This window comes from Aromatoleum evansii (genome assembly GCF_012910805.1).
Classification (GTDB): Bacteria; Pseudomonadota; Gammaproteobacteria; order Burkholderiales; family Rhodocyclaceae; genus Aromatoleum; species Aromatoleum evansii.
This window is the reverse complement of record NZ_WTVK01000034.1, coordinates 40,520-61,069: the sequence shown is the minus strand read 5'-3', so window position 1 is coordinate 61,069 and position 20,550 is coordinate 40,520. Positions and strand designations below refer to the sequence as shown.

Sequence of the window (20,550 nt, the reverse complement as noted above, 5' to 3'; positions counted from 1 at the left end):
CTGCTCGGCACCGACACCCAGGGCGAACAGATCGACACCCTGGCCACCGTCTCCATCACCGGCAAGGATGCCGATGGCGACACCCAGGCCGTCAGCGTCACCCTCAAGGTCCAGGACGATGTGCCCGTCGCAATCGCACCAGAAAAGGCCTACCTGGTGAACATAGTCGGGGCCTCTGCAACCCTCGTTCCGCTCGATCTCGACAAGAACGTCGACAACAACTACGGTGCCGATCAGGGTGGAACGGTCACGTTCGCCAACATCACCCAAGGCATGGACAGCGGCTATAAGAGCTCCGGCGACACCATCTATCTGTATCTCTCGTCGGATGGCAAGACGCTCATCGGCTCGACACTCGCCGGGTCGACGTACACCACGGCCAGCGGGGCGACAACCTCACTAGTATTCGAGGCGGAACTCACCCTCGATGGCAGCCTGGCGACCGCCAACGACACCTACAGCCTCCACCTGTTCCAGCAGATCGACGGCGGCTCGGGCTCGTTCAACACCAATTCCGGTAAGTGGGACTTCGATGGCGGAAACACCGATTACGCCTTCTACACCGATCTGTCCGGTCAGGGGCTGCCGTCGGTCCTGCTCACCCCGGCCGAAGGCACACGGATCAATGGCACGGCCAACCGTGCCGGTCTGAGTGGCGGCGGCGGCGGACAGGCGATCGGCTCGGGCGAAACGATCCGTGTCGACTTCGTCGACAACGTGACGAGCACGCCAACCGCGACGAACTACAATCCTCTCGCGCAGACGCAGATCTTCGGGGAACACGTCCTCGTCAATGGCGCGGAAGTGAGCTTCGCAATCAACAGCGGCACCTCGACGGTGCGGATCACGGCGGCCGACGACCCCGACTTCTTCGACGGCATAGTCGGCGAGGACGATACCGTCGGCGATTACGGCACCAATTATGACCACATCATCAAGGTGGAGGTCAACGGAACAACCTACACAACCAGCGGCGGCCCCGTGACCTTCAATGTCGACGGCACCGTGCAGGTTACCGGCGTCGCTGACGGTACCACTGTGGTGGTGTTCACGGCGGACGGCTTCACGACGGTCGAGTATCAATACGTCGGAACCGTTACCGCATCCAATTCGCCCTTCTCGCTCGGCGGCTTCGGCGCCTCCTTCTTCACGCCGGGCGACGAGGTCAATCTCTCGTTCGACCTGCAGGTGGCGGACAGCGATGGCGATACGGTGCTCGTGCAGGACGGCCTCCAAGTGCTGCTGAGCCCGGACGACCATGTGATCGTCAGCGGTGCGGACAATGTCAACGACGTGCTTAGCGCGAACGCCGGGCAGCCTACAACGCTCGTCGGCTACAGCGGCGATGACACGCTCACCGGCAGTACCGGCAACGACATCCTCGATGGCGGATTGGGCAGCGATTTGCTGCGGGGTGGCGGCGGCAGCGATACGCTGTACGGCGGTGCCGGCGCCGACACCTTCAAGTGGGCTCTCGCGGATGCAAGCTCGACAGGGGTCCCGACCGATACGATCAAGGACTTCAACACCGCGGCCTTCGGTTCTGGCGGCGACCGCCTCGACCTGAAGGATCTGCTCGAGGGTGCTTCCCCCGCATCCGATCCGCTGACGGACTACCTGCACTTCAGCTACAACGCAGGCACCAACGCGACCACGATCGAAGTGCACTCGGGCGGCACCGGAGCGCCGATCGACCAAGTCATCGTCTTGGCAAACGTCGATCTGACCAACGGCGGTGCGCTCACCACCGACCAGGCGATCATCACCGACCTCATGACCAAGGGCAAACTCATCACCGACTGACGCCCTGACGAGTCGCCCGGCGGCCTCAAGGCCGCCGGGCTTTTTTTGTCCATACCCCGCTCACACCATCCCGCGCAGCTCCCTCAGCAGCACCGACAGCATCGACATTTCGATCCCCTGCGCCATCTTCACGTCGGCGAGGAGGTGCCGGTAGCGCTCGATCTGCGGCATGCGGCGTGCTTCCCAGGCGGCGATGAGATCCTCGGGCTGCCCCAGGTCGGGCGCGGTCCGGAGGGTTTCCGCGGCGAGGCTGCGGGCGAGATTCGACAGATCGACGCGCAGCGCGCCGCGCGCGAGGTTCTGCCAGCGCGTGTCGGCCGGCAGCGCGGCGATCTGCGCGCCGAGCCAGTACAGGTCGAGGTGGCCGCCGAGGGTGAAGTACACGGCGGCCACCGTTCCCTCGGGGTGGCCGGTGTCGGCGACGATCTCGACGAGATCGAGCGCCGAGTACAGCTCGTCGAGCAGGGCGACGCGCAGCGCGAGCTCTCCGGGCACACCGCGCTCGACGTAGCGCGCGGTCACGGCGTCGAGCTGCGCGCGGTAGTCGTCCGACACCAGGCGGTACAGGTGCTCGGACAGGGCCTCGACGCCCGGCGTGAAGCGCGCCAGCGTGGCCTGCAGGTCGGCGAGCCATTCGCGGTGACGCAGGAACCACGTGGTCCCGCGCTGCACGAGGCGGCCGCAATCGATGATCATCGCCGTCTGGACGGCGTCATCGACGCGGTTGTCGAGTTCCTCGATCGCGCGCCAGATCGGCACCAGCCCGAAGATCTCGCGCGTCGCCATGTAGGCGCGCACGATCTCCGCGGGCGTCGCGCCCACTTCGCCCTGCAGCCGGCTCACGAAGGTGGGGCCGACGCGGTTGATCATGCTGTTGATGACATGCGTCGAGATGATCTCGCGGCGCAGCGGATGCTTCGCGATGTGGGCGGCGAAGCGTTCACGCAGCGGGGCCGGGAAGTAGCGCGACAGCGCGCTGCCGATGTAGGGGTCCTCCGGCACGTCGGACGCGAGCACCTCGTCGTAGAGCTCGATCTTGCTGTAGGCGAGCAGCACGGCCAGCTCCGGCGCGACGAGGCCGGTGCGCGCGGCAGCGCGTTCGGCGATCTCGTCGTCGAGCGGCAGGAACTCCAGCTTGCGGTTGAGTCGCCCGGCGAAACTCAGGCGGCGGATGAACTCGGCCTGCTCGTCGAGCAGCGCCACGCCGCGCGCGCGCGTCACCGACAGCACCTGCGTCTGCGCGTAGTTGTCGCGCAGCACCAGCGCGGCGACCTCGTCGGTCATCTCGACGAGCAGGGCGTCGCGCTGCTTGCCGGTGAGCTCACCCTCGGCGATCACGCTGTTGAGCAGGATCTTGATGTTCACCTCGTGATCGGAGCAGTCCACGCCGCCGGAGTTGTCGATCGCGTCGGTGTACAGCCGGCCACCCTTCAGCGCGTACTCGATGCGCCCGAGCTGCGTCATGCCGAGGTTGCCGCCTTCGCCGACGACGCGGCAGCGCAGCTCGGCGCCGTTCACCCGCACCGCGTCGTTGGCGCGGTCGCCGACCGAGGCATCCGTCTCGCTCGTCGCCTTCACATAGGTGCCGATGCCGCCGTTGTAGAGCAGATCGACCGGCGCACACAGGATCGCGTGGATCAGCTCGGACGGCGTCAGCGACTCCGCGGCGACGCCCAGCGCGGCCTGCATTTGCGGCGACAGCGCGATCGCCTTGGCGCTGCGCGGCCACACCCCGCCGCCGGCGGAGATCTTCGTGCGGTCGTAGTCGTTCCAGGAGGAGCGCGGCAGCGCGAAGAGGCGCTCACGCTCGACGAAGGAGGTTTCCGGGTCGGGATCGGGGTCGATGAAGACGTGGCGATGGTCGAAGGCCGCGACCAAGCGGGTCTTGCGCGAGCGCAGCATGCCATTGCCGAACACGTCGCCCGACATGTCGCCGACACCGACTGCGGTGAAGGGATCCTCCTGCGTGTCGATGCCGAGCTCGCGGAAGTGGCGCTTCACCGACTCCCACGCGCCGCGCGCGGTAATGGCCATCTTCTTGTGGTCGTAGCCGGCCGAGCCACCGGAGGCGAAGGCGTCGCCGAGCCAGAAACCGTACTCGGCCGCGACGGCGTTCGCATAGTCGGAGAAGCTCGCGGTGCCCTTGTCCGCGGCAACGACGAGATAGGGGTCGTCGCCGTCGTGGCGCACCACGTCGGGCGGCGGCACGACACGGCCCTGCACGAGGTTGTCGGTGAGATCGAGCAGGCCGCGCAGGTACAGGCGGTAGCACGCGATGCCTTCGGCGAGCACCGCCTCGCGATCGCCGGCCGGCGGCGGATTCCTGACCACGAAGCCGCCCTTGGAGCCGACCGGCACGATCACGGCGTTCTTGACGATCTGCGCCTTCACCAGACCCAGCACCTCGGTGCGGTAGTCCTCCATGCGGTCCGACCAGCGCAGCCCGCCGCGCGCCACCTTGCCGCCGCGCAGATGCACCCCCTCGAAGCGCGGCGCATAGACGAAGATCTCGAACATCGGCATCGGCTGCGGCAGGTTGGGGATGCGCTTCGGATCGAACTTGAACGACAGATAGGGCTTGAACGCGCCGTCCGCAGCCCGCTGGTAGTAATTCGTGCGCAGCGTCGCGCGCACCATCGCGAGGAATTGGCGCAGGATGCGGTCCTCGTCGAGGTTGGCGACGTCGTTGAGCGCGTCGTCGATGCCGGCCAGCACCGTCGCCTCGTGGCGGAGACGCTCCTGGCCGCGGGCCGGGTCCATGCGCAGCGCGAAGAGCTCGATGAGCTGGCGCGCGAGCCGCGGATGGGCGGCGAGCGTCTGCTGCATATAGGTCTGGCTGAACGTGAAAGCGGCCTGCTTCATGTGCTTCGCGTAGGCGCGCAGCACGGTGATCTCGCGCCAGGTGAGCCCCGCGAGCAGGGTCAGGCGGTTGAAGTCGTCGCTCTCCGTCTCCCCGCGCCAGGCGCGCAGGAAGGCGTCGTGGAAGAGCGGGCGCAGGGTGTCGATGTCCAGTTCCTCGGCCCCCGCATACGCGAGGCCGAAGTCGTGGATCCACACGCATTCGCCATCCTGGCGCGCGATCTCCGAAGGCCGCTCGTCGATGACCTTCACGCCCATGCGCTCGAGCATGGGCAGGCTCTGCGACAGCGGCACCGGCGCACCGACGCGGTAGATCTTGAAGTTGAGCCGTCCCGCAGGCGCCTCCAGCGGGATGTAGAGGCTCATCGCCAACCCGTCTGCGGCGACCGACTCCATCTGCTCGATGTCGAACACCGCCACACGCGGCGAAAACTCCTCGCGATAGCCGGCCGGAAAGGCGCTGCCGTAGCGGCGCAGCAGGGCCATGCCGCGCTCCTCGCCGCAGTGCTCGAGCAGCACGCGCTGCAGCTCGTCCTCCCAACGCCGCGTGGCGCGCACGATGCGCTGCTCGAGCTCGTGCACCTCGAAGGGCGGGATCACCGAATCGCGCGTGCGCACGATGATGAGCACGCGCGCGAGCGCCGACTCGAAGAACTGCACGTCGAAGTCCGAGCTCGCACCGTTGAAGGCTTCCATCAACACCGCCTGCATGCGCAGGCGCTGATCGGTGTTGTAGTGCTCGCGCGGCACGTAGATGAGGCAGGAGACGAAGCGCGCGAAGGGGTCGCAGCGCACGAAGAGGCGCGTGCGCTGGCGCTCGCCCAGGTGCAGGATGCCCATCGCCTGGTGGAAGAGCTCTTCGGCGTCGATCTGGAACAGCTCGTCGCGCGGATAGCGCTCGAGGATGGTCAGCAGCGCCTTCGCCGCATGGCTCTTGGGCATCAGGCCGGCACGCGCGATCACCGCATCCACCTTGCGGCGCAGGAAGGGGATGAGCTTGGGGCTGGCGCTATAGGCGGTGGACGCCAGCAGGCCGATCACGCGGCGTTCGCCGCACACGTGGCCGTCCGCGTCAAAGCGCTTGATGCTGAAGCGGTCGATGTAGCCGGCGCGATGCACGGTCGAGCGCGTGTTCGACTTCGTGACCGTGAGCAGCACCGGCAGATTGGGCAGCGTTGTCTTCAGCTCCGCAGGCAGGGCGCCGAACGAGCGCGAGCGCTTCTCGCCTTCCTTCTCGCGCAGCAGCCCGAGCCCCGAACCGGCGACGATGGACAATTCCGGCGTGCCACCGTCGGCGGCAGCCAGCTCGTAGTCGCGGCAGCCCAGCAGCACGAGGTTGTCGTCCATCAGCCACTGCAGGAAGGCGACGCTCTCCTCGATCTCCTCGGCGGCGACCGGCGGCGGATTGTGCTCGACCTCGCTGATGATGTCGGCGACGCGCTGCTGCATCGCGGGCCAGTCGCTCACCGCCACGCGCACGTCGGCGAGCACGCGCTCCAGCCCCGCACGCAGCGCATCGAGGTCGACCGCGTCGGTGCGCCGGTCGACCTCGACGTGGATCATCGATTCGTAGTGCCCCGTCCCCGCCTCGTCGGCCACGCCCTGATAGACGCCGTCCGCGTCGCGCACGACACGCATCACCGGGTGAATGATCAGGTGCAGCGTGAGGCCCTGGCGATTGACCTCCATCGCGATCGAGTCTACGAGGAAGGGCATGTCGTCATTGACGATCTCGATCACCGAGTGGGTCGATTCCCAGCCGTGCTCCTCGAGCTTGGGGTTATACACGCGCAGGCGCGTGCCGCCACGGTGCTTGCGCGCGAAGTGCCAGTGGCTGAGCACCGCGCCGTACAGGTCGTCGACGGTGTAGTCGGCGATGTCCTCGGGCGCGACCTGCCCGAACCAGCAGCGCGCGAAGGCGCCGACGAGGGCCGCCTGGTCCGGCGGGAGCTTGAGTTGGATCTGCTCGAGGATCGCTTCGAAACTTGCGGCACCGCTTTCTGCGTGGCGTGTCTGCATCGCTGTCTCCCGCGTGACGGGGGCCGCGCCGCGACGAGCCGATCAGTCGGGCAACCGCCCACCTTATCCGTATCACCTTACCCGCATCGCGTGCCGTGGGGAAGGGGTGGAGCACCGAACAGCACAATCGCATGAACGATATTCGGCGAGGACCCGTGCGGAGCGGCGGGAAGAGTCTGTGGGAGCGGCTTTAGCCGCGAATCGCCATCCGTTCGCGGCTAAAGCCGCTCCCACATGGAATACCGCCCCGGCAGCTCTGCTACAGCGGCAGCCCGCGCGGCTTGCGGCCGGCGCGGGCGAACAGGGCGTCGAACACCGGGTTCGGCAGCGCCCGCAGCACGCGCGCGACGACGCCCATCTGCCAGGGCACGACTGCATAGCCGCGACCGGCGTCGATAAGCTTCGCCATGCGCCGCGCGGCCTCGTCGGCCTGCAGCATGAAGGGCATCGGATATTTGTTCACGGCGGTCATCGGCGTTGCGATATAGCCGGGCGCGAGCGTCACGACACGCACGCCGCTGCCGCGCAGCTCGACGCGCAGGCTCTCCAGATAGGCGATCGCGGCGGCCTTCGATGCGCTGTACGCGCCCGCCCCGGGCAGGCCGCGGATGCCCGCCACCGAGGCGATGCCGACGAGCCGCCCGGAGCCGCGCCGACGCATCGCCTCGACGAAGGGCTGGAAGCTCGCGACCATGCCGTTCACGTTGGTGCGCATTACGCGCTCGAAGGCCGGTAGATCCTCGGAGCATTCGGTGAGCGTACCGACCGACACGCCCGCATTGGCGATGACGATGTCGGGCACGCCGAAACGCGTCAGGTAGGCTTCGGCCGCCGCCGCGAGGGCGCCCGCGTCACCGACATCGGCCGGCAGGGGGAGATGTTCGCCCGGCAGCTCGGCTGCGAACGCCGCCAGCGCCTCGCCGCGTCGCGCAACGAGGCCGAGGTTGGCGCCGCGGCCGGCGTAATGACGAGCGAAGGCCTGACCGAGGCCGCTGGAGGCGCCGGTCAGGAAAACGCGAAGTCCGGCCGGAGCCGGACTTGCATGGGACACAGGGCGGGGATCGTGCTTCACGAAAACAGGGATCGCATGAATGGCGCGCTGAAGTGTCGGGGGTGGGCGCTTAACCAAAAACCGCCCGTCGAACCTGCGGGAGCGGCTTCAGCCGCGAATGAGCCGAGTCACATGCGGCACCGCCGATTCGCGGCTGAAGCCGCTCCCACAAGGCCGCCCCCGCTGGCGGGGCGCGGCGGCGCCCCGCCAGCGGCCGATCAGCCCTTGCCCTTCTCCGAACGCACGCGCGCGACCAGTTCGTTGACGGTCTTGAGCATGCCCTCGTGGCTGCCGGCGGTCGAGGCCGACACCATGAAGCGGCCATCCACGGCCATCATCGGCACGCCCGCCACGCGATAGGCGGCAGCGATCTGGTTCGAGCGCTGCACGCGCGACTGCACGCCGAAGGACTTCCAGGTGTCGCTGAAACGCTTCGAGTCGGTGACGCTGCCGGCCCACTCGAGCAGCACGTCTTCCTTCTGCAGCTGGCGCTTCTGCTCGTGGATCGCGGCGAACACGGCCGGTCCCAGCTTCGCCGCCTCGCCCATCGCTTCGAGCGTGTAGTAGATGCGCGCGAGGTTGGTCCACTCGGGGCGGTTGAAGGTGATGGGCACCTTCACGAAGTTCACGTCGGCCGGCAGCGTCTTCGTCCAGGTGTTGAGCAGGGGCTCGAAGTCGTGGCAGTGCGGGCAGCCGTAGGAGAAGAACTCGATCACCTCGATCTTGCCGGCGACCTCGGTCGGCACCTTGGTGGCCAGGGTCTGGAAGGGCTGGCCGGCCTTCTGGGCCCAGGCCGCGCCACCGAGGGCGGAGAAGGCGGTCAGGGCGGACAGCTGCTTGAGTGCGGCACGACGATTCATTCAATACTCCCGAGTTGATGACAGGGTCTCAGACGGCAGACCCTGAGAGTTGTTCCCGAAATTTTATAGGCATATCGGCCGGCGGCGTGCAGCGTCGCTCAGGGATTGCCCTTGACGACCGTCGCGGTGAAGCCGGCATCGGACAGGCGTGCGCGCACCGGATTCATGTCTTCGGGCTTGGCGAAGGGGCCGATGCGTACTCGGTGCATCGTGCGGCCGTCGGGTAGCTGCGCGCGCTGCGCGCTCGCCTCGATGCCGCTCAGCGCGAGCTTGGCCTTCAGGTTGTCGGCCTCGGCGGGATTCTCGAACGCGCCGATCTGCAGGTAGAGCTTCTCGGGCGCGGCCGGCGCCGCGGCGGCCGGTGCGGCAGGCTTCGCCTCGGTGGGGGCACCCTCGCCCTGCGGCAGGATCTTGTAGAACTCGAAGTCGGGCTTCACGACCGGCCGGTCGCCCGGCTTGCCCGGCAACGAGGCCGGCTGGTCGGATGCGGGCGGCCGTGCCGCCGCGGGGGCCGGCGCCGTCGGCGTCTGGAACGGCGAATTGCGCGTGAAGTACCACGCGGCCCCGGCCGCGAACAAGGCGCCGAGCACCAGTCCGATGAAGATGCCGACGATCACGCCGCCGCGGCTCTTCGCCGGCCGGCTGGCTTTCCTGCTGGGCTTGCGGTCACGACTCACGAAACTCTCCGACGGTTACATCGACTGCGGCGCCGACACGCCCAGCAGCGCGAGGCCGTTGGCGAGCACCTGGCGCACGGCGGCGGCGAGCGCGAGACGCGCGAGCTTCAGCCCCTCGTCCTCGACCAGCATGCGCTCGGCGTTGTACCAGCTGTGGAATTCGCCGGCGAGGTCCTTGAGGTAGAAGGCGATCTGGTGCGGCGCGTAGTCGGCGGCGGCGCTCTGGATCAGCTCGGCGAAGGCGCCGAGGCGTGCGCACAGCGCCAGTTCGCGCTCGTTCTCAAGGCGCGCGAGGTCGGCCGCGGCGAGCTCGCCGATTTCGCCGCCCCACTGTTGCAGCACCGAGCACACGCGCGCGTGGGCGTACTGCACGTAGTAGACCGGGTTCTCGTTGCTCTGGCTCTTGGCGAGATCGAGGTCGAAGTCGAGGTGCTGGTCGCTCTTGCGCAGCACGTAGAAGAAGCGGCACGCGTCGTTGCCGACTTCGCGGCGCAGCTCGCGCAGCGTCACGAACTCGCCCGAACGGGTCGACATCGCCGCCTTCTGGCCGTTGCGGTACAGCACCGCGAACTGCACCAGCGCCACCTCGAGCTTCTCCGGCGGCAGGCCCAGCGCGGCGATCGCGCCCTTCACGCGCGGGATGTAGCCGTGGTGGTCGGCGCCCCAGATGTCGATGACGCGATCGAAGCCGCGCTCGTACTTGTTCAGGTGATAGGCGATGTCGGAGGCGAAGTACGTATACAGGCCGTTGTCGCGCTGCACGACGCGGTCCTTCTCGTCGCCGAAGGCGGTCGAGCGGAACCACTTGGCGCCGTCCTGCACGTAGATGTGGCCGCGCTTCTCCAGCTCGGTCACCACGCGCTCGACCAGCCCGGTGTCGAACAGGCTCTTCTCCGAGAACCACTTGTCGAAATGCACGCCGAACTCGTGCAGGTCGTCGCGGCCGTCGCCGAGCTGCTCGTTGAGCGCGAAACCATGCACGAAGGGGTAGTCCTCGCCGAGCAGGCGCTTGGCGTTGGCGATCAGCACGTCGAGGTGCTCCTCGCGCTGGTTCTTGGCCTCGTCGTCCTTGCGCTCGGCTGCGGGCAGGCCCGGCGCGCCGTCGAGGATCTGCGCGGCGGTGACCTTGGCGAAGCGGTCCTTGTGACCCTCGCGCATCTCGCGCGCCATCTCGATGACGTAGTCGCCCTGGTAGGCGTTGGGCGGGAAGTCGATCTCGATGCCGTGGAAGGCGAGGTAGCGCAGCCAGGTCGACAACGCGAGGATGTCCATCTGCCGGCCGGCATCGTTGATGTAGTACTCGCGCGTGACGTCGAAGCCCGCGAAGTCGAGCACCGCGGACAGCGACGCCCCGTAGGCTGCGCCGCGGCCGTGGCCGACGTGCAGCGGCCCGGTCGGGTTGGCGGAGACGAACTCGACCTGCACCTTGGTGCCGAGTCGGGCGCCGCGGCCGAATTCCGCGCCACGTGCGAGGACGTCGGCGACCACCGAGGTCTTGGCACCGGAGTTGAGCGTGAAATTGATGAAGCCGGCGCCGGCCACTTCGGCCTTCGTCACCAGCGGCGAGGCGGGCAGCTCGGCCAGCAGCATGTTCGCGAGGTCGCGCGGGCTGCGGCGCAGCGGCTTGGCGAGTTGCAGCGCGAGGTTGGTGGCGAAGTCACCGTGACCGGCCTGCTTGGGGCGTTCCAGCTGGATCGGGGTTTCGCTCAGGTCGGGGGCGACGCTCTTCAGCGCGGCACGCAGCAGGTCGGCAAGTTGGACTTTCGGATCGGCGCTCATGGCACTCGGAAAAGAAACTAAACGCGCGATTATAGCGGATCGCCCGCCAAGACCCGGGACCGACGTTCCCGTGGCGGCCGGGTGACCGGATATGCCTGCAGCGCCGTCCGCCCTGCAGAGGGAAAACGCAACATAGTTGCACCGACCGGCGGCCCCGCCTAGAATCGCCGGCCCATGTCGAGTCGCCCCGCGCCCTCCTCCTCCGTGCCCCCTGGCGCCCGACGGAATCCCGTGCGGGGACCGCTGGCGTTCGTGTTGCGGCTGTCGCTCGCGCTCGCGCTGCTCCTCGTGCAGGGCGCCGCGCTCATGCACGTCATCGGCCACACCGCGGAAGTCTCCGCTGCGCGCAACGGGCGGAGCGCCGGCTTCGAGCCCGACGAGGGCGCACGCCACCTCGCGTACTGCGTCGATTGCCTGTCCTTCAGCGGACTCGACCTGCCGCTGGCCGACCGCGGTCCGGCTTGCGGCGCGGACGGGGAGTCCCTTGCGCCGGCGCGCTTCCGCTCAGCCGACACCCCGGCGCGCGACGGCCTCGCGCCGCGCTGCCGCGCTCCGCCCGCCGCCCTGCTCCGGGCCTGAGCCCCCTCCCGCATTCCCCGATCAACGAACCGGCATGCGTCCGCCACCGGGCGGCGCGTGCCGGCCGCTTTCGCCCGCAGTGGCGAAGGCACGGCCATGGACACAACGATGAATACGAATACGCCTTCTGCACGCCCCCTCCCCTGCCCCCTCGCGCTGTCGCTGCTGCTCGCATGGGGCTCCACCCCGTTTGCCGCGGCCGCGGCTGAAACAGCCGAGCTGCCGGCCGTGACGGTGTCGGCGAGCGCCCTCGCTCTCGGCAGCGACGCGATGAGCACGCCCGTCACGGTGCTCGCAGGCGAGGACCTCGTCCTGCGCCGCGACGCGACGCTGGGCGAGACGCTCGCGCGCGAGCCCGGCATCAACGCCAGCCCCTTCGGCGCGGGCGCGAGCCGCCCGGTGATCCGCGGCATGGACACCGCGCGCGTGAAGCTGCTGTCCGACGGCAGCGAGATCATGGACGCCTCGACGGTGAGCCCGGACCACGCGACCGTGGCCGAGCCGATGCTCGCCGAGCAGATCGAGGTGCTGCGCGGCCCCTCGGCCCTCGCCTACGGCGGCGAGGCGATCGGCGGCGTCGTGAACGTGCTCGACCGCAAGATCCCGATGGCCGTGCCGACGCGCGGCGTCGAGGGCAGCATCGAACTGCGCGGCAACACGGCCGCGCGAGAGGCCGCGGGCGCCTTCGAACTGACTGCCGGCTCGGGCAATTTCGCCGTCCACGCCGAGGGCCTCAAGCGTGACGCGCGCGACTACCGCGTCGGCGACGGCTGGACCGGCGGGCGCCGTGTCGACGGCAGCTTCAACGAGACCGAGACGGGCAGCCTGGGGATGTCCTGGGTCGGCGCGCGCGGCTATCTCGGCCTCGCATACACGCACCAGCGCAACGACTACGGCCTGCCCGGCCACGCGCACGGCATAGAGGAGTGTTCGGTCGCCGGCAATGCGCTCGCGTGCCCCGAACACGAGGAAGGCGAGGAGGAGCACGAGGAGGAAGGCGGCGTGCCGGTCGTGAAGCTCGACAGCGAGCGTTGGGACCTGCGCGGCGAGTACCTGGAGCCTCTCGCCGGCTTCACGCGCCTGCGCGTGCGCGCGAGCCACACCGACTACCGCCATCACGAGGTCGAGGACGGCGCGATCGCGACGACCTTCCGCAACCGCGCCCATGACAGCCGCATCGAGCTCGAGCACGCCCCGCTGGCCGGCTGGCGCGGCGTGCTCGGCCTGCAGGGCTCGCGGCGCGACTTCCGCGCGACCGGCGAGGAGGCCTACGTGCCGCCGACGCTCACGCGGCGGAACGCGGCCTTCCTGGTCGAGGAATACACGACCGGCGACTGGCGCTTCGAGGCCGGAGTGCGGCGCGAGTGGCAGGCGATCGACGTCGATGCGGCGGCGCGCGACCGCAGCCACGACGGCAGCTCCGTGTCGCTCGGCACGGTGTGGAACTTCGTGCCGGGCTATGCGCTGGGGCTGTCGCTGTTGCGCGCGCAGCGCCTGCCGACCGCCGAGGAACTCTACGCCGACGGCCTGCATCTGGCGACCGCAACCTTCGAGCGCGGCAACGCTGACCTGAAGGCGGAAACCTCGCACAACATCGACCTCAGCCTGCGCAAGACGGCGGGCGATACCCGCTTCAGCATCGGCGCATACCGCAACCGCGTGTCGGACTTCATCCACGCGCGCACGCTCGATGCCGTCGAGGGCCTGCAACTCGTCGAGTACGCCCAGCGCGACGCGGTGTTCACCGGTGTCGAGGGGCAGATCCACCAGCGGCTGAACGCCATCTTCGGCGCGACGCTGTTCGGCGATTACGTGCATGCGCGCTTCGACGGCGGCGCCGGCGACCGCGACCTGCCGCGCATCCCCGCGCACCGCGTTGGCCTGCGCGCGGACGCCCGCTGGCAGGGCTGGAGCGGCGAGCTGGAGTGGTACCGCGTCGGCCGCCAGGACCGGGTCGCCGATTTCGAGAGCGACACGCCGGGCTACAGCATCGTGAACCTCTCGGCGAGCTACACCGGGCGCTTCGGCGCGCAGCCGTGGCAGGTCTACATGAAGGCGGGCAACCTCGGCGACGAGCTCGCGTTCAGCCACACCTCCTTCATCAAGAACGCCGCACCGCTGATGGGGCGCAACCTGACGCTGGGGGTGCGCGTGCCGTTCTGACCGGCCCCTGCGCCCCGCACGCGGGGCGTTTTCCCCGTGGGAGCGGCTTCAGCCGCGAATCGACCGGCGGGGCTCGCCAGGCGCCGATTCGCGGCTGAAGCCGCTCCCACACGAAGCCGCTCCCACACGAAGCCGCTCCCACACGAAGCCGCTCCCACACCAAGCCGCTCCCACACCAAGCTACGCCGGGCAGTTCGCGCGATTGCCGGCGCCGTGCCCTTTCCTCGCACGCGCCTTCGGGCTAAAGTCCGCCCTTTCCCCCGCCCGGCGATCCAAAGTGCGTCTCTTCCGTCTTGCCAAGATCATCACCGTCGGCCTGCGCTTCGGCCTCGACCAGATGGTGCTCGAAGCCGATACGAGCGGACGCCTGGGGAAGCTGTGGCACGTGGTGTTCTTCTGGCGCCACCCGAAGGCACCGCGCGGCGAACGCCTGCGCCGGGCGCTGGAATCGCTGGGGCCGATCTTCGTGAAGTTCGGCCAGATGTTGTCGACGCGCCGCGACCTGCTGCCGCCCGACCTCGCCGACGAACTCGCGCTGCTGCAGGACCGCGTCCCGCCCTTCCCCACCGAGCAGGCGCTGAGGGTGCTGGAGGACTTCTACGGCAAGCCGGTCGACGAGGTCTTCGTCGACTTCGAGCGCACGCCGGTCGCCTCCGCGTCGGTCGCGCAGGTGCACTTCGCACGCCTGCCGAACGGCACCGAGGTCGCGGTGAAGATCCTGCGCCCGGGCATCGAGCCGGTGATCGAGCACGACCTCGCGCTGCTCGACACCGCCGCGACGCTGTTGGAGAAGCTGTGGCCCGAAGCACGGCGCCTCAAGCCGCGCGAAGTGGTCGCCGAGTTCAGCAAGTACCTGCACGACGAGCTCGACCTGATGCGCGAGGCATCGAACTGCTCGCAGCTGCGGCGCAACTTCACCAACTCCAAGCTGCTGCAGGTGCCCGAGGTGCACTGGGACTGGTGCGGCAAGAACGTGATGGTGATGGAACGCATGCGCGGCGTGCCGATCTCGCAGCTCGACGCGCTGCGCGCGCAGGGCACGGACCTCAAGGCGCTGTCGCGCGCGGGCGTCGAGATCTTCTTCACGCAGGTGTTCCGCGACGGCTTCTTCCACGCCGACATGCACCCCGGCAACATCTTCGTGCATGCCGACGGACGCTACATCGCGCTCGATTTCGGCATCGTCGGCACGCTCAATGCCGAGGACAAGAGCTACCTCGCGCAGAACTTCCTCGGCTTCTTCAAGCGCGACTACAACCGCGTCGCGCGCGCCCACATCGAGGCCGGCTGGGTGCCGGCACACACCCGCGTCGACGAGTTCGAGAGCGCGATCCGCGCGGTGTGCGAACCGATCTTCGACCGCCCGCTGAAGGACATCTCCTTCGGCAAGACCTTGCTACGCCTCTTCCAGACCGCGCGCCGCTTCGAGATGGAAGTGCAGCCGCAGCTCGTGCTGCTGCAGAAGACGCTGCTCAACATCGAGGGCCTGGGGCGCCAGCTCGACCCCGACCTCGACCTGTGGAAGACCGCCAAGCCCTTCCTCGAGCGCTGGATGGACGAGCAGATGGGCTGGCGCGGCCTGCTGCGCAACCTCAAGGACGAGGCGCCCTCCTGGGCCGGCACGCTGCCGCAGATCCCCCGTCTCGTGCATCGCGTGCTCGACTCGACCGCGCACCGCCACGAGGTGCAGAGCGGCGAGCTGGAACGCGTCGCCCGCGCGCAGCGCACGCAGGGTCGCGTGCTGTGGCTGGTGTCGGCGCTGCTCGCGGCGCTGGTCGGACTGGAGCTGTATCGGCTTTTCGGCTGATCGCTGCCGCCCGCAATCGGGCTATCAAGACGGCAATCAGATGCAGCCGTTCGCCCTGAGCTTGTCGAAGGGCATGGACAGGGCTTCGACAGGCCTGTCCTGAGCGAAGTCGAAGGGCTCAGCCCGAACGGTATTGGGTTGCGGGATTGATAGCCGCACCCGCACGTCCGCGCCGCGGATGCGCAATCCGTCACGCCCCGTATAACGCTCGCCGTCCGTACCTGAACGAATCCCCCCTCCTTGCGTCGAACGCATAAGCGCATCGACTATTCGCCCGCCCCCGCCGCGGGCAGGGAGGATGGCCATGACACACTCCGCGCCGCTTCACGTCCCGCCGCATGCCGACCTGCGCGCCGTCGTGCAGGTCATCGGCGTCGCCTCCGCGCTGGGCGCCCCCGGCCACGGACCGGCCGCCGGGCCGGCCGCACTCGAGCGCCACGGCCTGCTGCAGCGCCTGAAGGGCACCGGCATCGCCGCGAGCTGGCATGAGACCCTCGTGCCGGCGGCGCCCCCTGCGCCGGGCGCGTCGATGCGCGAGCGCCTGGACGCGGTCGGCGCACTCGCGCAGCGCGTCGCGGACCACCTCACGGCCCTCGCACCCGATGTGTTCCCGCTCGTGATCGGCGGCGACCACGCCGTCGGCATCGGCACCTGGCGCGGCGTCGCCAGTCGCCTGGCGCCACGCGGCGCGCTGGGCCTGATCTGGATTGACGCCCACCTCGACAGCCACACCGAGCGCAGCACGCACTCGGGCAACATCCACGGCATGCCGCTCGCCGCGCTGCTCGGCGAAGGCGATGCGGCGCTCACGGGCGTCGGCGGCCCGAAGCTCGACCCCGCGAACGTCGTGATCATCGGCGCGCGCGCCTGGGAGCACGAGGAGCACGAACGCCTGACGCGCCTCGGCGTGCAGGTCTTCGACATGGCGGAAGTGCGCGAACGCGGCATCGCCGCCGTGTTCTGCGACGCGCTCAGCGTGGTGCGCGAGCGCACGGCCGGCTTCGGCGTCAGCATAGACCTCGACGCGCTGGACGCTGCCGCCTTCCCCGCCGTGACCTGCCCCGAGCACGACGGCATCGCGCCCGACGAGCTGTGCGCGGCGCTGCTCGCGCTGCGCGGTTGCGGCGATTTCGTCGCGATGGAGATCGTCGAGTACCTGCCCGAGCGCGATCCCGGCGGGATGTGCGCGGACTGGGTCGCGAACCTCGCCGGCGCGGCGCTGGGGCCCTCGACCTACCTGCTGCGCGCCAAGGAGCGCGAATTCGGCGCGCACAACTATGCGCCGCTGCCGGTCGTGTTCCATCACGGCAAGGGCATCTGGCTGTGGGACGTGGAGGGGCGGCGCTACCTCGACATGATGAGCGCCTACTCGGCGGTGAGCTTCGGCCACGCCAACCCGCGCCTGCTGCACGCGCTCAACGACCAGGCGCAGCGCCTCGCGCTGACCTCGCGCGCGTATTCCAACGACCGCCTGCCACTGCTCATGGAGCGCCTGTGCGGCCTGCTCGGCTACGAGCGCGTGCTGCCGGTGAACACGGGACTGGAGGCGGTCGAGACCGCGCTCAAGACGGCGCGCAAGTGGGGCTACAAGGTCAAGGGCATCGCCCCCGACCGCGCGGAGATCATCGCCTGCGAAGGCAACTTCCACGGCCGCTCGATCACCATCGTCGGCATGTCGTCGGAAGAGCAGTATCGCGACGGCTTCGGCCCCTTCCCCGCCGGATTCCGGCGCATCCCCTACGGCGACGCGGACGCGCTCGAGGCGGCGATCACGCCCGAGACCGCGGCCTTCCTCGTCGAGCCCGTGCAGGGCGAGGGCGGCATCATCGTGCCGCCGACGGGCTACCTCGCGCGCTGCGCGGAGATCTGCCGGCGCCACAACGTGCTGCTGATCGCCGACGAAGTGCAGACCGGCCTCGGCCGCACCGGACGCCTGCTCGGCTGCGACCACGAGGGCGTGCATCCGGATGGGCTGATCCTCGGCAAGGCGCTGGGCGGCGGCCTGCTGCCGGTGTCGGCCTTCCTCGCCGACGCCGCGGTGATGGACGTGTTCCGGCCGGGCGACCACGGCTCGACCTTCGGCGGCAACCCGCTCGGCGCGGCCGTCGCGCTGGAAGTGCTCGCCATCCTCGAGGAGACGCGTCCCTGGGAACACGCCGCGCGCCTGGGCGAGCGCCTCATGGCCCGCTTCCGCGACGCGCGCCTGCCCTGCGTGCGCGAGGTGCGCGGGCGCGGCCTGCTGGTGGGCATCGAGCTCGACCCAGCCCAATTGCGCGCGCCGGTCGCCGCGGAACTGCTGCTCGCGCGCGGCATCGCGACCAAGGACACGCACAACACCGTGATCCGCTTCGCGCCGCCGCTGGTGATCACCGAGGCGGAACTCGACCACGCGGCAAGCGTCGTCATCGATACGCTCGCCAACGCCGCACAGCATCACGACGCGGGGCCCCTGCCCGCGTAGCGCCCCCCCTCGGAGCATCCGGCCGCGCACCGTTCCGGTGCGCGCGATGGCGCTTGCCCATCGCGGGAAAATCGTTGATACACTTCCGCCCCGATTCGTCATCAACGCGCTGTTTCGACCCACTTTTCCGGAAGGCCTGCCATGCTGCTCTGGCTCGTGATCGCTTACCTGCTCGTCTCCATCGGCATCGGCCTTTACGCCGCCACGCGGGTGCACAACGCGCGCGACTACATCGTCGCCGGCCGCACGCTGCCGATGTACATGGTGCTCGCGATGGTGTTCGCGACCTGGTTCGGCGCCGAGACGGTGCTCGGCATCTCGGCGACCTTCCTCGAGGAGGGTTTCCGCGGCCTGATCTCCGACCCGCTGGGCGCCTCGCTGTGCCTGGTGCTGTTCGGCCTGATCTTCGCGCGCCCGCTGTACCGCATGAACCTGCTGACGCTGGGCGACTTCTTCCGCGTGCGCTACAACCGCACGACCGAGCTGGTGCTGTCGCTGTGCATCGTCGTCTCCTACCTCGGCTGGGTGAGCGCCCAGATGACCGCACTGGGCCTGGTGTTCAACGTGCTCTCCGACGGCGCGATCTCGATGACACAGGGCGTGCTGATCGGCTCCGGCACGGTGCTCATCTACACGCTGTTCGGCGGCATGTGGTCGGTCGCGCTGACGACCTTCGTGCAGATGATCGTGATCGTGCTCGGCCTGCTCTACGTCACCTGGATCGCCGGGGACATGGCCGGCGGCTTCACCGCCGTCGTGTCCAAGGCCGCGGCCGAAGGCAAGTTCGAATTCCTGCCGACGCTGGACCCGATGGACATGCTGGCCTGGATCGCGGCGCTCGCGACCATGGCGCTCGGCTCGATCCCGCAGCAGGACGTGTTCCAGCGCGTGAACTCGTCGCGCAACGAGCGCGTCGCGATCTGGGGCACCACGCTCGGCGGCCTGTCCTACTTCTTCTTCGCGTCCGTGCCGCTCTTCCTCGCCTACACCGCGACGATGATCGACCCCGAGATGGTCACGCGCTTCATGGAAGAGGACTCGCAGCTGATCCTGCCCAACCTGATCCTCGGCCACATGCCCTTCGCCGCGCAGGTGGTGTTCTTCGGCGCGCTGCTGTCGGTGATCATGAGCACGGCCTCGGGCACCCTGCTCGCGCCCTCGGTGACCTTCTCGGAAAACGTCGTGAAGGGCTTCGTGCCGCACATGAGCGACCGCCTGCTGCTGCTCACCACGCGCAGCACCGTCGTCGGCTTCACCGCGCTGGTGACCTATTACGCCGTGTATACAGACTCCTCGATCCACCAGATGGTCGAGAACGCCTACCGCATCACCCTCGCCGGCGCCTTCGTGCCGCTGGCCGCCGGCCTCTTCTGGTCGCGCGCGAACAACCTCGGCGCGGGCCTCTCCATCCTGTTCGGCCTCGGCACCTGGCTGATGCTGGAATTCTTCGCGCCCGAAGGCGACGTCGAGCCCCAGCTCGTCGGCCTCGTCGCCAGCGCGCTCGGCATGCTGGTCGGCGGCCTGGTCGGCCCGCGCACGCACCATCGTCCGCACGCCGGCCACCACCACGCGGCCGAAGCGACGCACCACGTACGCTGAATCCCGCGGCCGCCAGGCCGCCCGCGATCGAGCGCACACGCCCGACGCGAGGCGTACGCCGCTGCACGGCGGCATTCGAAAAAATCGGTTCGCACCCCGCAACGCCAATGCCTATGCTTTCAGCAGGGGCATTGGCGTTGCGGCGACATCGCGGCAACGCCTGCGACGTAGGTACCGGCGTATTACCCACGCGCCGCACCGCGATGGAATACTGCTCCGCACTCAGGGCACGCAGACCCCGATGCAACGAGGAGACGAACCATGCAAGCGATCCGGATCGCCACGGCGAGCGGCGGTGCAGCGTCGGCCGCAAGCACCGTGCAGCAAGCGCCGCTGACACGGCGGGAATTCCTGAAAGGCACGGGCATCCTGCTCGGCACCCTGGCGATCGGCACGCCGATCGCCGCGCTGGCGCCCTCGCGGGCCTGGGCCCTCGAGCTCAAGGCGCTCGACACCGCCACCGGCGACACCCTGCTCAAGTTCGGCCGCGTGCTGTATCCGCATGCGCAGCTCCCCGATGCCGTCTACGCCCTGCTCGTCAAGGACCTCGACGCAATGGCGGCCGCCGACCCGAAAGTGGCCACTCTGCTGCGCGACGGCGTCGCCGGCCTCGACCGCGCGACCGGTGGCGCGTTCGCCAAGGCCAAGCCCGCCGCGCAACTCGCCGCCGTGAAGGCGATCGAAGGCAAGCCCTTCTTCGCGACCGTGCGCGGCAAGTGCGTGACCGCCCTGTACGACAACGAGATGACGTGGACGGCCTTCGGCTACCCCGGCGAATCCTTCAGCAAGGGCGGCTACATCCGGCGCGGCTTCCAGGATCTGAAGTGGCTGCCCGACCCGCCCGCGGATGCGAGCCCGCCGCCCTTCCTGGGCTGATCGGCACCCCGCACACC

General features: G+C 69.0%; 13 protein-coding genes. 7 read left to right on the top strand and 6 right to left on the bottom strand.

What is annotated here, in order from left to right:
* Positions 1 to 1,803: type I secretion C-terminal target domain-containing protein (locus GO615_RS17450; protein WP_169130372.1), on the top strand; the 1,803-nt coding region annotated here is incomplete at its 5' end.
* A gap of 60 nt (positions 1,804 to 1,863) precedes the next feature.
* On the opposite strand, the gene GO615_RS17445 is transcribed toward GO615_RS17450, so the two are convergent.
* The 5 genes from GO615_RS17445 to argS form a co-directional block, all read right to left on the bottom strand.
* The gene (locus tag GO615_RS17445) at positions 1,864 to 6,681 is read right to left on the bottom strand and encodes an NAD-glutamate dehydrogenase (protein ID WP_169130370.1); all 4,818 of its coding nucleotides are present in this window, start codon (positions 6,679 to 6,681) and stop codon (positions 1,864 to 1,866) included.
* A 259-nt stretch (positions 6,682 to 6,940) separates the two neighbouring features.
* Positions 6,941 to 7,732: an SDR family oxidoreductase gene (locus GO615_RS17440; protein ID WP_339380066.1), complete on the bottom strand. Its 792-nt coding sequence runs from the start codon at positions 7,730 to 7,732 to the stop codon at positions 6,941 to 6,943.
* Between the two features lie 218 nt (positions 7,733 to 7,950).
* Positions 7,951 to 8,592 (bottom strand): thiol:disulfide interchange protein DsbA/DsbL, encoded by a 642-nt coding sequence (locus GO615_RS17435; protein ID WP_169130367.1) that lies wholly within the window; start codon positions 8,590 to 8,592, stop codon positions 7,951 to 7,953.
* Between the two features lie 98 nt (positions 8,593 to 8,690).
* Positions 8,691 to 9,269 carry an SPOR domain-containing protein gene (locus GO615_RS17430; protein WP_169130365.1) on the bottom strand — a complete coding sequence of 193 codons (579 nt, stop codon included), beginning with the start codon at positions 9,267 to 9,269 and terminating at the stop codon, positions 8,691 to 8,693.
* Between the two features lie 15 nt (positions 9,270 to 9,284).
* The gene (gene argS, locus GO615_RS17425; RefSeq protein ID WP_169130363.1) at positions 9,285 to 11,048 is read right to left on the bottom strand and encodes an arginine--tRNA ligase; all 1,764 of its coding nucleotides are present in this window, start codon (positions 11,046 to 11,048) and stop codon (positions 9,285 to 9,287) included.
* A gap of 231 nt (positions 11,049 to 11,279) precedes the next feature.
* On the opposite strand from argS, the gene GO615_RS17420 reads away from it, so the two are divergent.
* From GO615_RS17420 to ubiB, 3 genes are all read left to right on the top strand, one after another.
* On the top strand, positions 11,280 to 11,627 hold the full coding sequence (locus tag GO615_RS17420; RefSeq protein ID WP_169130361.1) for a hypothetical protein: 348 nt from the start codon (positions 11,280 to 11,282) through the stop codon (positions 11,625 to 11,627).
* A 108-nt stretch (positions 11,628 to 11,735) separates the two neighbouring features.
* A complete protein-coding gene (locus GO615_RS17415) occupies positions 11,736 to 13,790 on the top strand; it encodes a TonB-dependent receptor (RefSeq protein ID WP_169130359.1) in 2,055 nt (684 codons plus the stop codon).
* A gap of 277 nt (positions 13,791 to 14,067) precedes the next feature.
* A complete protein-coding gene (ubiB, locus tag GO615_RS17410; RefSeq protein ID WP_169130357.1) occupies positions 14,068 to 15,597 on the top strand; it encodes a ubiquinone biosynthesis regulatory protein kinase UbiB in 1,530 nt (509 codons plus the stop codon).
* Positions 15,598 to 15,633: 36 nt separating this feature from the next.
* Here ubiB and GO615_RS17405 read toward each other — a convergent pair whose 3' ends face one another.
* Positions 15,634 to 15,903 (bottom strand): hypothetical protein, encoded by a 270-nt coding sequence (locus GO615_RS17405; protein WP_169130355.1) that lies wholly within the window; start codon positions 15,901 to 15,903, stop codon positions 15,634 to 15,636.
* Between GO615_RS17405 and rocD the strand changes: the two genes are divergently transcribed.
* The 3 genes from rocD (at position 15,902) to GO615_RS17390 (ending at position 20,533) form a co-directional block, all read left to right on the top strand.
* The gene (rocD, locus tag GO615_RS29220; RefSeq protein WP_169130353.1) at positions 15,902 to 18,058 is read left to right on the top strand and encodes an ornithine--oxo-acid transaminase; all 2,157 of its coding nucleotides are present in this window, start codon (positions 15,902 to 15,904) and stop codon (positions 18,056 to 18,058) included. The two genes, GO615_RS17405 and rocD, sit on opposite strands and share 2 nt — an antisense overlap.
* A gap of 141 nt (positions 18,059 to 18,199) precedes the next feature.
* On the top strand, positions 18,200 to 19,657 hold the full coding sequence (locus GO615_RS17395) for a high affinity choline transporter 1 (protein ID WP_169130351.1): 1,458 nt from the start codon (positions 18,200 to 18,202) through the stop codon (positions 19,655 to 19,657).
* A 261-nt stretch (positions 19,658 to 19,918) separates the two neighbouring features.
* Entirely contained in the window at positions 19,919 to 20,533 is a 615-nt protein-coding gene (locus tag GO615_RS17390) for a twin-arginine translocation signal domain-containing protein (RefSeq protein ID WP_169130349.1), read from the top strand.
* Positions 20,534 to 20,550 lie beyond the last annotated feature (17 nt).